The sequence below is a fragment of the Pseudomonas sp. COW5 genome, assembly GCF_026240005.1.
GTDB classification, from domain to species: domain Bacteria; phylum Pseudomonadota; class Gammaproteobacteria; order Pseudomonadales; family Pseudomonadaceae; genus Aquipseudomonas; species Aquipseudomonas kribbensis.
Window position 1 is genome coordinate 5411249 of the sequence record NZ_JAPHVP010000001.1, and the last position, 14693, is coordinate 5425941.

Below are 14693 nucleotides of genomic sequence, written 5' to 3' on the forward strand. Positions count from 1 at the left end.
ATGACGGCATCTCGTAGTACTCGATCATTCTTTTTCGAAGCAGGTGGCCCGTATGCACTTTCGTTCACTCCATCACTTCCCGATCAGAAACCTGTGCTTGCCCTTGTTGGTGATTTCTCCTTTTGCCAGCGCTGCACCTGTGGTGGGGGGAACCGCGACGGTCAACACGGGGGATGCCATTGAAAGCTGGTTTCTCAGCCAGAACGCTACTTTGAATGTCAATAATGCCCAGACACTGACGATCAGTGCCGATAACTCGGCGGTGAATGTCAATTCCGGAAGCAGCACCCAGGGAATAAGCGTCTCGAACAACTCGACGGTGAGCCTGAACGGCGCCACTGTCACTGGCACGGCGGGACAGTCGGGGTTGCAGCTAGTTTCGAGTCTGGGCAACGTCAACAACAGCACGGTCAACGGGGATGTCTTCGGCTTGTCGGTCTTGCGTTTCTTTGGCACGCAAGATGGTTCTACAGTCAATGTCACGAGCAACAGCGATATCAAAGGCGTTGATGCCGGAGCCTTCGCAACCTCCCACAGCCTGGTCAATATCACCGACTCGACACTGGAAGGCACCGCCGCCACGGGATATGGCCTCTGGCTGCAAAGCGCCAATGGCGTCGCAAAAAACAGCACGATTACCGGCGGTCAAAACGGTGTCTTCATTGATCTGGATCTGACCGGCGTTGCACCGGCAACCTTGAATCTGGACAACACCACCGTACAGGGCAAAAACGGTTCCGCCATCGTGGTGGATTTCGACAACGCCGGTACATCGACCGCCACCTTGACCCTGACCCATTCCAGATTGCTCGCAAGCAATGACACGTTGCTTGAGGTCAAGGGGGGGGCGGATGTCTCGATGACCGTCAACAGCAGCACGTTGAAGGGCAACATCGTGACAGAAGCCGGCAGCACGACCGGACTGACGTTGCAAAACAACTCCATCTTGACCGGCCGTCTCGAAAATGTTGCCAGCGCAACGATCAACGACACCTCGCAGTGGGTGCTGGTGGATAACAGCCAGGTCGGAAAGCTCGAGCTCAATGGCGGTTCGGTGAAGTTCGGAGCAGATGATGCCTTCTATCAGTTGAACGTTACCGATCTGTCGGGCAATGGCCGGTTCATTATGGCGACCAATCTGGCGACCGGTCAGACCGATGTGTTGAACGTCACAGGGACGGCCAGCGGTACTCACCAACTGCTCATCTCCAGCAGTGGCACTGAGCCGGCTGCTGGTCAGCCAGTCACCGTAGTCAAAACCAATGGTGGATCCGCAGAGTTTTCGTTGTCGGGCAATGTGACCGACCAAGGGGCTTACTCCTATGCGTTGGCCAAGAGTGGCAATGACTGGATTCTTGATCCGAGCACACGCATTGTCAGCCCGGGAGCTCGGTCGGTGTTGGCATTGTTCAATACTCCGTTACCCACCTGGTATGGTGAGCTGAAGTCGCTGCGCACCCGGATGGGCGAGTTGCGCTACAACCCTGGCCGGTCCGGAGCATGGGGAATTACCTATGGCAACAAGTTTCAAGTTGCCGACGGCTCAGGTGTGGGCTATGAGCAAACTCAGCGCGGATTCACCCTCGGTGCCGATGCTGCGGTGGCAGAAGACTGGGTAGTCGGGATTATGGGCGGACAAAGTGATTCCGATCTCAATCTGGATGCTGGCACGTCTGGCACCGTCAAGAGTGTCTACGGCGGTGCCTACGCGACCTGGATGGCGCCGAAAAGTGGTTACTACGTGGATGCCGTCCTGAAAGTCAACCGGTTCAGCAACGAAGCCAAGGTTGGTTTGAGCGATGGTGGCCGCGCCAAAGGCGACTACGGCAACACGGGCGTAGGCGGGTCGGTGGAGTTCGGTCGACACATCAAGCTTGAAGAGGGTTACTTCGTTGAACCGTTCACCAAATGGTCGGCGGTGGTCATTCAGGGCAAAAGCTTTTCGCTGGACAACGACCTGCAGGCCGATGGCGGACGCGCACGCTCTTTGTTGGGTGAAGCAGGTGTGACTGCGGGTCGCAATTTCAAGCTGAACAATAACGTTGAGGTTCAGCCTTACGTTCGGGTGGGCGGTGCATATGAGTTCGCCAAAAACAATGAAGTGAAAGTCAATGACAACGTGTTCAAGAACGATCTCTCCGGCGCGCGCGGAATGTTCGGGGCAGGGGTCGCCGCTTCAGTGACGGACAAGCTGCAGATGCATGCGGACTATGAATACAGCGACGGCAAGAACTTCCGTCAGCCAGCAGGATTGACACTTGGCCTGCGATACGCGTTTTGACAGCCGTGTCAGCCGATATGAAAGGGAGGCGCGTTGGCCTCCCTTTCGTTTTAACGTGCCGATGGCTGCTACTCGATTAGCAAGGACCTTTAAGGGACGCAGGACGGCGAGGAATTCGTCTCTGTGGTGGGTTAGGAATTGCCTCAAAATTGAATTTCAGATTGACGGTCTTTGGGGTGTCATCGTCCAGGTTTTCAAGTGTGATGGCGACGTCGCCGCTGAAATTCGATTGCTGTGAGTCGAAAGCAACGTTCGCGATACCTTGACGCTGTGTATAAGCAACCGGTTTGTCCTTATCCGAACTATCCACGTATACCACTCGGACAGAGTTGGCATCTGGGAACAATCCATAAGAGCCATCCGGCTTGTCCACCGAAAAAGACACTTTCAGTTCCTTTGTCTTGAAATCCGGTGCCGGCCCTCGCTCGGTGGCCTGCATGACGTGTGCTTCGCCGTGCGGCAGGGGATAAGTTGCTTTTGAAAGCACCACCAGGCCCGCATCAAAAGTCTCTGAACCGTTGATTGTTCCTTTACATGTTCCCACCATCACAGTTTGTTGTGCCACTTTCGCTAATGCGTTCATTGATACAGTCTCCGCTGTCATGACAAGTGATATCTCGCCATTTGAAACAGCAGGCGGGATAGCCCATCAGATGCCAAGTAGACAGCTCTGTAAACTGTCAGAGTTGACAGGTGTACAGCACGCTTTTTGTGTGAATGTTTAATGAGGGCTACCTGTTGACCAATGATGGGTAAAAAACAGCTTTTAGCCAAACAACCCCGCCGCAATATTGATCGAAAACCCCAGAATCGCCGTATTGAACACAAACCCGATCAACGACTGCGCCAGCACGATCTTGCGGATCTCCCGCGTAGCCACGCCGACATCCGCCGTCTGAACCGCCACGCCGATGGTGAACGAGAAGTACAGAAAGTCCCAGTAATTGGGCGTCGTCAGGCCTTCGGCAAAGCGCAGCGCCGGCTCCTTGCCGTCCCAGGTGTAAAACAGCCGGGCGTAATGCACGCAGAAAATCACCCCGATCAGCAGCCACGAACCGATCACGGTCAACGCGGTAAAACCGTAGTGCAAGAGTTTGCGGGTGTTTTCCAGATCCTTGCTGCCAGCCAGCTCGACGGTAATGGTCGCCAGGCTCGCCAACGCCGCAATGCAGACGACAAACAGCACCAGCCCGGCATTTTCATCCTCGACTTCGGCAATGCGTTTGACGTCCGGCGCTTTGGCGCGGATGGTCAGCCAAAGCATCAGGATCAGGTAAGTCCAGACCCCGGCGTTCCAGCCAATGAGGATTTTGCTGATGACAGATTCCGCCGGGGCCAAAAGACCTGCGGCAAGGCCGAGCAACGCAGCAGCGGAGAGGCGAGGGTGGGTGCGGGCGAGAAAGCGCATGGGGACTCGACGGGCCAGGGTGGTTCAGACACCTTAGCCCAGCGCGGCGACCTGTGGCCACCGCGCCGGGAGCGCTCAATCAATCAGGTTTGGTGAACCGGCGCACAAGCTTGATCACGACAACGAAGAACACCGGCACGAAGATCACCGCCAGAGTCGCTGTAATCATCCCGCCAATCACCCCGGTGCCAATCGCCTGCTGACTCGCCGAACTCGCGCCCGTGGCAATCGCCAACGGCACCACGCCCAGAATGAACGCCAGCGAGGTCATGACAATCGGCCGCAACCGCAGGCGTGCCGCTTGCAACGTGGCGTCAATCAGATCGTGACCTTCGTCATACAGGCTCTTGGCGAACTCGATGATCAGGATCGCGTTCTTCGCCGACAGGCCGATGATGGTGATCAGACCGACCTTGAAGAACACATCGTTGGGCATCCCGCGCAAGGTCACCGCCAGCACTGCACCGAGCACACCGAGCGGCACCACCAGCAGCACGGAAGTCGGAATCGACCAGCTCTCGTACAACGCCGCCAGACACAGGAACACGATCAGCAGCGACAACCCGAGCAGGATCGGTGCCTGACTGCCGGACAAACGTTCCTGCAGCGACAGACCGGTCCATTCCTGCCCCATGCCTTTCGGCCCTTGGGCCACCAGCCGTTCGATTTCCGCCATCGCTTCACCGGTGCTGTGGCCGGGTTTCGGCTCGCCGGAAATCGAGATAGCCGGGTAGCCGTTGTAGCGGGTCAGCTGGGCCGGGCCTTGGGTCCATGTTGCTCGGACAAATGCCGACAGCGGCACCATTTTCCCGGCGTCGTTGCGTACGTGCATCTTCAGCAGGTCGTCGACCTGACTGCGACGGTCGCCTTCGGCCTGCACCACCACCCGTTGCATCCGCCCCTGGTTGGGGAAGTCGTTGACGTACGAAGAACCGATGGCGGTGGACAGCACGTTACCGACGTCGGCGAAGGAAATGCCCAGCGCGTTGGCCTGCTTGCGGTCCACTTCCAGCTGCACTTGCGGCGCTTCGGCCAGGGCACTTTCACGCACATTCATCAGGATCGGGCTTTTCTCGGCGGCTTCCAGCAGTTGGGTGCGCGCCTCCATCAGGGTTGCATGGCCGAGCCCGCCGCGATCCTGCAAGCGGAATTCGAAACCGCTGGAGGTGCCGAGACCGTCAACCGGCGGCGGCAGTACCGAAAATGCCATTGCGTCCTTGATCTGACTCAGGGCGATGTTGGCGCGCTCGGCAATGGAGCTGGCCGAGTCGTCGCTGCCGCGATGCGACCAGTCCTTGAGCGTGGTGAACGCCAGTGCGGCGTTCTGCCCGCTGCCGGAGAAACTGAAACCCAGAATCACCACGCTGTCACTGATGCCCGGTTCGCCACTGTTGTGCGCTTCGAGCTGCTCGGCAACCTGCACGGTACGATTCTTGGTCGCGCCTGGCGGCAGCTGAATGTCGGTGATGGTGTAACCCTGATCCTCGACCGGCAGGAACGAGGAGGGCAGGCGTGCGAAGCACAGGCCCAGACCCACCAGCAGCACAACGTAAATCAGCAGATAACGCCCGGTGCGTTTCAGCGCGTAGCCGACCCAGCCCTGATAGCGATCGGTCAGTTGTTCGAAGCGGCGGTTGAACCAGCCGAAGAACCCGGTCTTCTCGTGATGCTCACCCTTGGCGATCGGCTTGAGCAATGTCGCGCAGAGTGCCGGGGTCAAGGTCAGGGCAAGGAAGGCCGAGAACAGAATCGAGGTAGCCATCGACAGCGAGAATTGCCGGTAGATGACGCCCACCGAACCTTGCATGAACGCCATCGGAATGAACACCGCCACCAACACCAGCGTGATGCCGATGATTGCGCCGGTAATCTGCCGCATCGCCTTGCGCGTCGCCTCTTTGGGCGACAGGCCTTCGGTGGCCATGATCCGCTCGACGTTCTCCACCACCACGATGGCGTCGTCCACCAGAATGCCGATGGCCAATACCATGCCGAACATGGTCAGCACGTTGATCGAGAAGCCCAGCGCGAGCATGGTCGCGAAGGTGCCCATCAACGCCACCGGCACCACCAGTGTCGGGATCAGCGTATAGCGGATGTTCTGCAGGAACAGGAACATCACCGCGAACACCAGCAGCATGGCTTCGCCGAGGGTATAGACCACTTTGGTGATCGAGACCTTCACGAACGGCGAAGTGTCATAGGGGATCTTGTATTCCACGCCGGTCGGGAAGTAGCGCGACAGCTCGTCCATCTTCGCCCGGATCAGCGTCGCGGTGCTGAGGGCGTTGGCGCCCGGCGACAGTTGTACGCCGACGGCGGTGGACGGCTTGCCGTTCAGGCGGGTGCCGAACTGGTATTCCTGACTGCCGATCTCGACCCGTGCCACATCCTTGATGCGCACGGTGGAGCCGTCGGGGTTGGCCTTGAGCACGATGTCGGCGAACTCTTCCGGCGTCGACAGTTGTCCCTTGACCAGAATCGTCGCGGTAATTTCCTGAGTGCCCGGGTTCGGCAGATCGCCGATGCTCCCCGCCGAGACCTGTGCGTTCTGCGCGACGATGGCGGCGTTGACGTCAGCCGGCGTCAGATTGAAACCGATCAGCTTCTGCGGATCGACCCAGATCCGCATCGCCCGCTCGGCGCCGTACAGCTGAGCCTTGCCGACGCCGTCGATGCGCTTGATCTCGTTCATCACGTTGCGCGCCAGATAATCGCTGAGCGCCACGTCATCGAGCTTGCCGTCGCTGGAGGTCAGGGTGATCAGCAGCAGGAAACCGGCGGAGACTTTCTCCACCTGCAAGCCTTGCTGGTTGACCGCTTGCGGCAGGCGCGACTCGACCACCTTGAGGCGGTTCTGCACATCGACCTGCGCCAGTTCCGGGTTGGTGCCCGGCTGGAACGTCGCCTTGATCGTGGCGCTGCCGAGGCTGCTCTGCGATTCGAAATACAGCAGGTGATCGGCGCCGTTGAGCTCTTCCTCGATCAGGCTGACCACGCTTTCGTCGACGGTCTGCGCCGAGGCGCCCGGGTACACGGCGTAGATTTCGATCTGCGGCGGCGCAACGTCGGGGTATTGCGCCACCGGCAATTGCGGGATGGCCAGCGCACCGGCCAACAGGATGAACAACGCGACGACCCAGGCGAACACCGGGCGGTCGATAAAGAACTGCGGCATAGAAGAGCGTCCTGCTTACTGACCAGAGGTCTGGGCAAGTGGAAGAGGGGTGTCGTCGATCTGCACCACTTCGCCCGGACGGGCGTGTTGCAGGCCTTCGATGACAATGCGGTCGCCGGCCTTCAGGCCACCGGTAACGATCCAGCGGTCGTTCTGTACTGCGCCAAGCTGCACCGGTTGCTGGGCGACGCGCATCTGATCGTCAACGGTCAGCACTTGCGCCACACCGGCGCTGTCGCGTTGCACCGCACGTTGCGGCACGGTCAGGCCATGCTGGATCACGCCTTGTTCCAGACGCACGCGAACGTAGCTGCCGGGCAGCAGATCAAGGTCCGGGTTGGGGAATTCGCTGCGCAGAACGATCTGACCGGTGCCCGGATCGACCGTGATGTCGCTGAACAGCAACTTGCCCGGTAGCGGATAGAGGCTGCCGTCGTCCTGGATCAGCGTGGCCTTGACCTGATCCTGACCGACCTGCTGCAACTGGCCGGAACGGAAGGCGCGGCGCAGCTCATTCAATTCACGGGTCGACTGGGTGAGGTCGGCGTGGATCGGGTTCAGTTGCTGGATCAGCGCCATGGGCGTGGTTTCATTCTGGCCGACCAATGCACCTTCGGTTACCAGTGCGCGACCGACACGGCCGGAGATCGGCGCGGTGACGGTGGCGTAACCGAGGTTCAGCTTCGCTCGTTCGACGGCAGCCTTGTTGGCGGCGACGTCGGCGGCGGTCTGCCGGGCGTTGGCGCGGGCGTTGTCGTAGTCCTGAGCGCTGATGGCCTTGTCGTCGATCAACTGGGCATAGCGCTGTTCCTGCAGTTTTGCCTGGAACGCGTTGGCTTCGGCCTTGCGCAGGGCGGCTTCGGCGCTGTCCAGGTCGGCCTTGAACGGTGCCGGGTCAATGCGGAACAGGACGTCGCCCTTTTTCACGTCGCTGCCTTCGCGATAGGTGCGTTGCAGCACCACACCGGCGACCCGGGCGCGGACTTCGGCGATGCGTGGCGCGGCAATGCGCCCGCTCAGTTCGCTGCTGATCGACAGGGGGCGTGCCTCAAGGGTTTCGACCCGCACGGTGGCCGGCGGTGCCTGTTCCTCGGTGCTTGAGGATTTACCACAGGCACTCAGCGTCAGCGCCAATGCGATCAGGCCGAGCCCGGCCAGCAGATTCTTCGACATGTACAACCCCCAATATTGATCTGCGCATCCTACGGACAGTCGCCGAGGGTAGCGGTGAAGCTTTGTAGGCGCTGTGTGAAATTGTGTAAGGGTTTTGCTCAGGGACGAGTGAGGGCGTATATCCTTTACGCCTTGAAATTTATTGCGACAGATAAAGCATCGAGAGCAGGCTCGCTCCCACATTTGGAATACAGTCCCTTGTGGGAGCGAGCCTGCTCGCGATAGCGGATGATGAGTCGCCACAGCACTTTCTGGATCATCAATGCCCAACATCCTCCTGGTCGAAGACGACACCGCCCTCGCCGAACTGATTTCCAGCTACCTGGAGCGCAACGGTTACTCCGTCAGTGTGATCGGCCGGGGCGACCATGTGCGCGAACGGGCGCGGCTCAATCCGCCGGATCTGGTGATTCTCGACCTGATGCTGCCAGGCCTCGATGGCTTGCAGGTCTGTCGCCTGTTGCGCGCAGACTCGGCGACGCTGCCGATCTTGATGCTCACTGCCCGCGACGACAGTCACGATCAGGTGCTGGGCCTGGAAATGGGCGCCGACGATTACGTCACCAAACCCTGCGAGCCACGAGTCCTGCTGGCGCGGGTGCGCACCTTGCTGCGCCGCAGCAGCCTGGGCGAGCCGATGACTGCCAACGACCGCATCCTGATGGGCAATCTGTGTATCGATCTGTCCGAACGCACCGTGACCTGGCGCGAGCAACCGGTCGAGCTGTCCAGTGGCGAGTACAACCTGCTGGTGGTGCTGGCCCGTCATGCCGGTGAAGTGCTGAGTCGCGACCAGATCCTGCAACGCCTGCGCGGCATCGAGTTCAACGGCACCGACCGCTCGGTGGACGTGGCGATCTCCAAGCTGCGACGCAAGTTCGATGATCACGCCGGCGAGGCGCGCAAGATCAAGACCGTGTGGGGCAAGGGTTATCTGTTCAGCCGTTCCGAGTGGGAATGCTGAGTCGATGTTCAGAATCCTGTTTCGCCTTTATCTGGTGACGATCGTTTCCTACAGCGCGGCAATCTATCTGGTGCCGGATCTGGTGGTGATGGCGTTCAGGGATCGCTTCGTGACTTACAACCTCGACTATTCCCGAGGCCTGCAATCGCTGATCACCAAGCAGTTTCGCGCGGTGCCGCAGGATCAGTGGCCGGCGGTTGCCGCGTCGATGGACAAGGATTTCCAGCCGCTGCACATCGTCCTCGCCCGCATCGATAACGCCGACTTCACCCCGATTGAACAAGAGCGCCTGCGTCGTGGCGAAAACGTCGTGCGTATCGGTGACTGGGGCTGGCGCACCCTGGCGGTGACGCCGCTGAACGACCAGGTCGCCGTGCAAATGGTGGTGCCGCCGGATCCGATGGACGTGAACTTGCTGTACTGGAGCATCAACGTTCTGATCGGTGCGAGTTTGCTGGCGTGCCTGCTGCTCTGGCTGCGGCCGCACTGGCGTGATCTTGAGCGCCTGAAGGGCACCGCCGAGCGCTTCGGCAAAGGCCATTTGAGCGAACGTACGCAAATCGGCTCGAGTTCGAACATCGGCAGTCTGGCCAATGTGTTCGACACCATGGCCGGCGACATTGAAAACCTGCTCAATCAGCAGCGTGATCTGCTCAACGCTGTGTCTCACGAACTGCGTACACCACTGACCCGACTGGATTTCGGCCTGGCGCTGGCGTTGTCCGATGATTTGCCGCAAACCAGTCGTGAACGCCTGCAAGGTCTGGTCGCGCACATTCGTGAACTGGATGAGCTGGTGCTGGAGTTGCTGTCCTACAGTCGCCTGCAAAACCCGGCTCGCTTGCCGGAGCAGGTCGAAGTGTCGCTGGACGAGTTCATCGACAGCATTCTGGGCAGCGTCGACGAAGAACTGGAGTCTCCGGAAATTGTCATCGATGTGTTGCTGCACAATCAGCTGGAGCGTTTTTCCCTAGATCCACGCCTGACGGCTCGCGCGATTCAGAACCTGCTGCGCAACGCCATGCGCTATTGCGAGAAGCGCATTCAGATCGGCGTGCAGGTCTGCCCGAAGGGCTGTGAAATCTGGGTGGATGACGATGGCATCGGCATTCCGGAAGACGAGCGGGAGCGGATTTTCGAGCCGTTCTATCGACTGGATCGCAGCCGTGATCGAGCGACCGGCGGGTTTGGTCTGGGACTGGCGATCAGTCGGAGGGCGCTGGAAGCGCAGGGCGGGACGTTGACGGTGGAAAGTTCGCCGTTGGGTGGGGCGCGGTTCAGGCTTTGGTTGCCGACCCCGGCTTGATTCAATCGCTCCCGCGCATGGCGCGGGAGCGATCGGTGATCAGAGCAATTCAGTGGATTGAATCAGCCCGACCCCGGCCACTTGCATCCGTTCGATCGCCGAGGCCAGTGATCCATTCATATCGATCGCCCGACAGGCGTCCAGCACCACAAAGGTATTGAACCCCGCCGCCCGCGCATCCAGCGCGGAGAACATCACGCAGAAATCCAGCGCCAGGCCGACCATGTACACCGTGTCGATGCCGCGCTCCTTCAGATAACCCGCCAGACCTGTGGTTGTGATGCGGTCCGCTTCCAGAAACGCCGAATAGCTGTCGATGTCCGGATTGCAGCCCTTGCGGATGATCAGTTGAGCGTGGGGCAGATTGAGTCCCGAATGAAAATCGGCGCCGCGTGAGCCCTGAATGCAGTGATCCGGCCAGAGGGTCTGTTCGCCGTACGGCAGTTGAATCACCTCGTAGGGCTGGCGGCCGGGATGGCTGGAGGCAAACGAAGCGTGGCCCGCCGGATGCCAGTCCTGGGCAATGACCACTTGCTTGAACTGTTCGGCAAGGCGGTTGATCAACGGAACGATCAGGTCGCCCTCGGGCACAGCCAGCTGGCCGCCGGGAGTGAAGTCGTTCTGTACATCGATGACCAGCAATGCAGTACGCGGTGAAATCGGCATGTAAGGGTTCCTCCCTGGATAATCACTGGCCAAGCATAGTGACAGGCTGGCTCATGTGCTCAGCCGCTCTTTAAACATTTTTGCCAGACCTTCCAGCTCGGTGGCCGGGTTATGCCCGATCAGCATCCACGCGTGTTCACGTTCGGTCCAGTACACCACGTTCATCCCGTGCCGGCGTTCATGGGCCAGCGGCTGGCTGCCGCTGTTGGAACGCGTGACGCACAGCGCCAGCGGGCCGTGGGCGGCGTCGAGCCAGGTCATCTGCGCAATCGACACGCCGTCATATTCGAGCAGTTGCGCACGTTTGAACTGCGCACCAGGCAGTTTCAACTTCGCGGGCGACAAACTCAGGCCCAGTCGAGCGTCAACCGTGCGCAGTTGCGCCAGTTGCGAGGCTTCGTCGGTGGCCAGATATTCAAGGGTCTGCGGTACATACAGAGCCATGTAATCGCCCACCCGCTCGCGCCAGTTGTGCGATTGCTGCGCTTGCCAGCCGAGGAACAAACGGTCGGCCGCGGCACCCGCGAGTACCATGCCCGCTGCTGCCGCGCCGATGAACCAGCGCCGGCTGAATCCGGGCTGCTGCGGGGAGGGCGCGGCATCCAGTCGGGCTTGCAAACGATCGAGCGGTGCCTGTCGGGCCAATTCGTCGTAGGCATCGCGATAGGGCAGGTTGCTGCGGCTCAACCACTGCACGCGCAGGTTGAGCAGCGGATCGTCGGCGATGAGGCTGTCGAGGAGGCTGCGTTGTTCGCGGTCCAGTTCATCGTCCAGATACGCCACCAGTTGCTCGTCGGAAGGCGTATTCATTGCCGGTCTCCTGCGGGGGTGTTCGGTACTGCTTGCAGCGGTGGGTATTCGGCCAGTTTCGGGCGGGCGGTGGCGAGGCGACTCATGACGGTGCCGATCGGCACTTGCAGGATCTCGGCGACTTCGCGATAGGACAGACCTTCGACGTAGGCGAGATAGACCGTTTCGCGCTGGGTCTCCGGCAGCGCGTCGACGCGGCGAATCACCTGCGTCGCCATCACGTGGGTCTGCGCGGCGTATTCGCCGTCGAAGGTGAGCTGGCTGTCGGCGTCCACCACGCCCTGGCCCTGGCGCACCCGGCGGGCGCGCACTTCGTTGAGCCAGATCGAATGCAGGATGCTCAGCAGCCAGCGGTCCATGCGCGTGCCGGCCACGTACTGGCCCGAACGTTCAAGCGCCCGTACGCAGGTGGCTTGCACCAGATCCTCGGCCACGTGCCGGTTGCGCGACAGCAGCAAACCGTAGCGCCACAGGCGCGCCAGGTGTTGTCCGAGTTCGGCTCTGAAGGCCTGATCGCTGAAAATGTTCGCCTCCGCGTGTCGTGTCAGGTTTTCGATGAATCGTTGATGGCTTCGGCAAGGTCCCGGTATTCCTCGCAGCCCGTGCCGCAGATCTTCTGGATATGCTGCAACTGCTCCTGCGCCAGGTCGATGCGGCCCTTGATGACGTAGGCCTCGCCCAAATACTCACGCACTTGGGCGTACTGCGGATCCAGTTTCACCGATTGCAGGTAATAACCGATGCCTTCGTCGGTGCGCCCCAGCTTGCGCGTGGCGTAACCGCGATAGTTGAGGGCCTTGGCGGTGTTCGGCTGTTTCAGGGTGTCGAGCAAGGCGAGAGCTTCTTCATAGCGACCGTCCTTGGCCAGGCGATAGGCGTAATCGGTGCGGTCGGCGTCCGGTACCAGGCTGCTGGTCTGCGTCACGCATTTCTGCGTTTTGCTGTCGTACACCTGGCCTTTCGGGCAGTTGGGTTTCTGCACCGGCTCGTCTTCATCACCGTGGGCCAGGGCCAAAGGGCTGGACAGCATCGCGGCCATCAGCAACGGGGCGGCGAACATAACGGAACGGAAAGTCATGGGCAAGGCTCCATAGTGGGTCATGTTTCACGTTGAACACCGCAAGGTGAAGTTTTATTCATTGCTTTGTCAGGTTTCATTCAAGGAAAGCTCAAAGTCGCGGGCTATGCTCGTGTCGTCTGTCGTCGATCCGCCGTTCCACATTGGGAGTCGCGCCATGAAAGATCAGGTTCACCACTCGGCCGCCGCCGGTTACAAGACTGCCGCCGAAACCTACGTCAAAGGCCGGCCGGACTATCCGCCGGCGGTTACTGAATGGCTGACGGCAACTCTGGACCTGGATGGCCACAAGACGGTTATCGACCTTGGCGCCGGCACCGGCAAGTTCACCGGACGACTGGTGGCGACCGGTGCCCAGGTGATTGCCGTGGAGCCGGTGGCGCAGATGCTGGCAAAACTGTCTGCCAACTGGCCCGACGTGTTGGCCGTCAGCGCCATGGCGACCGATTTGCCATTGCCCGACGCCTCGGTGGATGCCGTGGTCTGCGCCCAGGCCTTTCACTGGTTCGCCAGCACCGAGGCGCTGGACGAAATCGCCCGGGTACTCAAGCCCGGCGGCAAGCTCGGGCTGATCTGGAATCTGCGCGATACCAAGGTCGGCTGGGTGCCCAAGCTCGACGCAATCGTCAACGCCCTGGAAGGCGACACGCCGCGCTATTACACCGGTGCCTGGCGCAAGGTGTTTCCGCACCCGGCGTTCGGGCCGTTGCAGGCCGAGCATTTTCATCACGGCCATACCGGCTCGCCGGAAGATGTGATTTTCAACCGGGTGCGTTCCACCAGTTTCATCGCGGCGCTGCCGGATGCAGAGCGGGCCCGGATCGATGAGCAGCTGCGGGCGTTGGTTGCGTCCGATCCCGAGCTGCGGGGCAGGGATGTGATGACCGTGCCCTACGAGACTGCCGCGTTCGTGGCGGTGAAGGGCGGTTAGAGTCCTGCATTTGGCCGAACCGCCGTTCTGAGGCCTTGATATAGTTCAGGCCTCATTTTCAGACCGGTAAAGGATTTCTGCCATGACTCAATACACCGCCTTCAGCGTCGAACTGGCCGACAACATCGCCCATGTGCAGATCAACCGGCCGGAAAAGATCAACTCGATGAACGCTGCGTTCTGGAGCGAAATCGCCGAGGTGTTCCAGTGGATCGACGACACCGACGAAGTGCGGGTGGTGGTGCTCAGCGGTGCCGGCAAACACTTTTCCTCGGGCATCGACCTGATGATGCTGGCCGGCGTGGCCAATGAACTGGGCAAGGACGTCGGACGCAACGCGCGCCTGCTACGCAAGAAGATCCTGACCCTGCAAGCCTCGTTCAATGCCGTCGACAATTGCCGCAAGCCGGTGCTCGCCGCAATTCAGGGTTATTGCCTGGGCGGTGCCATCGACCTGATCGCAGCCTGCGACATGCGTTACGCTGCCGAGGATGCGCAATTCTCCATTAAAGAAATCGATATCGGCATGGCAGCCGACGTTGGCACTTTGCAACGGTTGCCACGGATCATCGGTGACGGCATGCTGCGTGAGCTGGCTTACACCGGTCGTACCTTTGGCGCCGAAGAGGCCCGCAGCATCGGACTGGTCAATCGCGTCTACAGCGACAAGGACAGCCTGATCGAAGGCGTGATGGACATTGCCCGGGACATCGCCGGCAAGTCACCGATCGCGGTCACCGGCACCAAGGAAATGATCAGCTACATGCGCGACCACCGTATCGACGATGGTCTGGAGTACGTTGCCACCTGGAACGCCGCCATGTTGCAATCCACCGACTTGCGCGTGGCCATGGCCGCCCACATGAGCAAACAGAAACCCGAATTTCTGGATTGAGAA

The 14693-nt window shown here is 60.3% G+C and carries 13 protein-coding genes; 5 read left to right on the forward strand and 8 right to left on the reverse strand.

The window, feature by feature from the left end; genetic code table 11:
- Nucleotides 1-52: 52 nt before the first annotated feature.
- Nucleotides 53-2281 (forward strand): autotransporter outer membrane beta-barrel domain-containing protein, encoded by a 2229-nt coding sequence (locus tag OQ248_RS24730; RefSeq protein WP_265814368.1) that lies wholly within the window; start codon nt 53-55, stop codon nt 2279-2281.
- 76 nt (nt 2282-2357) lie between these two features.
- On the opposite strand, the gene OQ248_RS24735 is transcribed toward OQ248_RS24730, so the two are convergent.
- The 4 genes from OQ248_RS24735 to OQ248_RS24750 all read right to left on the reverse strand — a co-directional run bounded on the left by OQ248_RS24735 (nt 2358) and on the right by OQ248_RS24750 (nt 8040).
- Entirely contained in the window at nt 2358-2864 is a 507-nt protein-coding gene (locus OQ248_RS24735) for a hypothetical protein (RefSeq protein WP_265814369.1), read from the reverse strand.
- 183 nt (nt 2865-3047) lie between these two features.
- Nucleotides 3048-3689 (reverse strand): DUF1345 domain-containing protein, encoded by a 642-nt coding sequence (locus OQ248_RS24740; RefSeq protein ID WP_265814370.1) that lies wholly within the window; start codon nt 3687-3689, stop codon nt 3048-3050.
- 79 nt (nt 3690-3768) lie between these two features.
- Nucleotides 3769-6867, reverse strand: coding sequence for an efflux RND transporter permease subunit (locus tag OQ248_RS24745; protein ID WP_265814371.1), 3099 nt, complete (start codon nt 6865-6867; stop codon nt 3769-3771).
- A gap of 15 nt (nt 6868-6882) precedes the next feature.
- Nucleotides 6883-8040 (reverse strand): efflux RND transporter periplasmic adaptor subunit, encoded by a 1158-nt coding sequence (locus tag OQ248_RS24750; protein WP_265814372.1) that lies wholly within the window; start codon nt 8038-8040, stop codon nt 6883-6885.
- A gap of 262 nt (nt 8041-8302) precedes the next feature.
- Between OQ248_RS24750 and OQ248_RS24755 the strand changes: the two genes are divergently transcribed.
- Nucleotides 8303-9004 (forward strand): response regulator transcription factor, encoded by a 702-nt coding sequence (locus OQ248_RS24755; RefSeq protein ID WP_007960391.1) that lies wholly within the window; start codon nt 8303-8305, stop codon nt 9002-9004.
- A 4-nt stretch (nt 9005-9008) separates the two neighbouring features.
- On the forward strand, nt 9009-10310 hold the full coding sequence (locus OQ248_RS24760) for an ATP-binding protein (protein WP_085710000.1): 1302 nt from the start codon (nt 9009-9011) through the stop codon (nt 10308-10310).
- Nucleotides 10311-10349: 39 nt separating this feature from the next.
- Here OQ248_RS24760 and pncA read toward each other — a convergent pair whose 3' ends face one another.
- The 4 genes from pncA to OQ248_RS24780 form a co-directional block, all read right to left on the reverse strand.
- On the reverse strand, nt 10350-10976 hold the full coding sequence (gene pncA, locus OQ248_RS24765; protein WP_265814373.1) for a bifunctional nicotinamidase/pyrazinamidase: 627 nt from the start codon (nt 10974-10976) through the stop codon (nt 10350-10352).
- A 51-nt stretch (nt 10977-11027) separates the two neighbouring features.
- Nucleotides 11028-11786, reverse strand: a complete 759-nt coding sequence (locus tag OQ248_RS24770; RefSeq protein ID WP_265814374.1) for a transcriptional regulator — start codon at nt 11784-11786, stop codon at nt 11028-11030.
- Entirely contained in the window at nt 11783-12241 is a 459-nt protein-coding gene (locus tag OQ248_RS24775; protein ID WP_265815143.1) for a sigma-70 family RNA polymerase sigma factor, read from the reverse strand. The genes OQ248_RS24770 and OQ248_RS24775 overlap by 4 nt, the downstream gene beginning before the upstream one ends.
- 89 nt (nt 12242-12330) lie before the next feature.
- Entirely contained in the window at nt 12331-12864 is a 534-nt protein-coding gene (locus OQ248_RS24780; RefSeq protein ID WP_265814375.1) for a tetratricopeptide repeat protein, read from the reverse strand.
- Between the two features lie 157 nt (nt 12865-13021).
- Here OQ248_RS24780 and OQ248_RS24785 point away from each other — a divergent pair, with 157 nt between their 5' ends.
- Both OQ248_RS24785 and OQ248_RS24790 read left to right on the forward strand, forming a co-directional pair.
- Entirely contained in the window at nt 13022-13795 is a 774-nt protein-coding gene (locus OQ248_RS24785; protein ID WP_265814376.1) for a class I SAM-dependent methyltransferase, read from the forward strand.
- A gap of 82 nt (nt 13796-13877) precedes the next feature.
- A complete protein-coding gene (locus tag OQ248_RS24790; protein WP_265814377.1) occupies nt 13878-14690 on the forward strand; it encodes a crotonase/enoyl-CoA hydratase family protein in 813 nt (270 codons plus the stop codon).
- The last annotated feature ends 3 nt before the right edge of the window (nt 14691-14693 follow it).

Excerpts from the sequence above, each read along its gene's own strand:
- OQ248_RS24735 (WP_265814369.1), bottom strand. The coding sequence starts at position 2,864 with ATGAACGCATTAGCGAAAGTGGCACAACAAACTGTGATGGTGGGAACA.
- pncA (WP_265814373.1), bottom strand. The coding sequence starts at position 10,976 with ATGCCGATTTCACCGCGTACTGCATTGCTGGTCATCGATGTACAGAAC.
- OQ248_RS24750 (WP_265814372.1), bottom strand. The coding sequence starts at position 8,040 with ATGTCGAAGAATCTGCTGGCCGGGCTCGGCCTGATCGCATTGGCGCTG.
- OQ248_RS24790 (WP_265814377.1), top strand. The coding sequence starts at position 13,878 with ATGACTCAATACACCGCCTTCAGCGTCGAACTGGCCGACAACATCGCC.
- OQ248_RS24770 (WP_265814374.1), bottom strand. The coding sequence starts at position 11,786 with ATGAATACGCCTTCCGACGAGCAACTGGTGGCGTATCTGGACGATGAA.
- OQ248_RS24745 (WP_265814371.1), bottom strand. The coding sequence starts at position 6,867 with ATGCCGCAGTTCTTTATCGACCGCCCGGTGTTCGCCTGGGTCGTCGCG.
- OQ248_RS24755 (WP_007960391.1), top strand. The coding sequence starts at position 8,303 with ATGCCCAACATCCTCCTGGTCGAAGACGACACCGCCCTCGCCGAACTG.
- OQ248_RS24785 (WP_265814376.1), top strand. The coding sequence starts at position 13,022 with ATGAAAGATCAGGTTCACCACTCGGCCGCCGCCGGTTACAAGACTGCC.
- OQ248_RS24730 (WP_265814368.1), top strand. The coding sequence starts at position 53 with ATGCACTTTCGTTCACTCCATCACTTCCCGATCAGAAACCTGTGCTTG.
- OQ248_RS24780 (WP_265814375.1), bottom strand. The coding sequence starts at position 12,864 with ATGACTTTCCGTTCCGTTATGTTCGCCGCCCCGTTGCTGATGGCCGCG.
- OQ248_RS24760 (WP_085710000.1), top strand. The coding sequence starts at position 9,009 with ATGTTCAGAATCCTGTTTCGCCTTTATCTGGTGACGATCGTTTCCTAC.
- OQ248_RS24740 (WP_265814370.1), bottom strand. The coding sequence starts at position 3,689 with ATGCGCTTTCTCGCCCGCACCCACCCTCGCCTCTCCGCTGCTGCGTTG.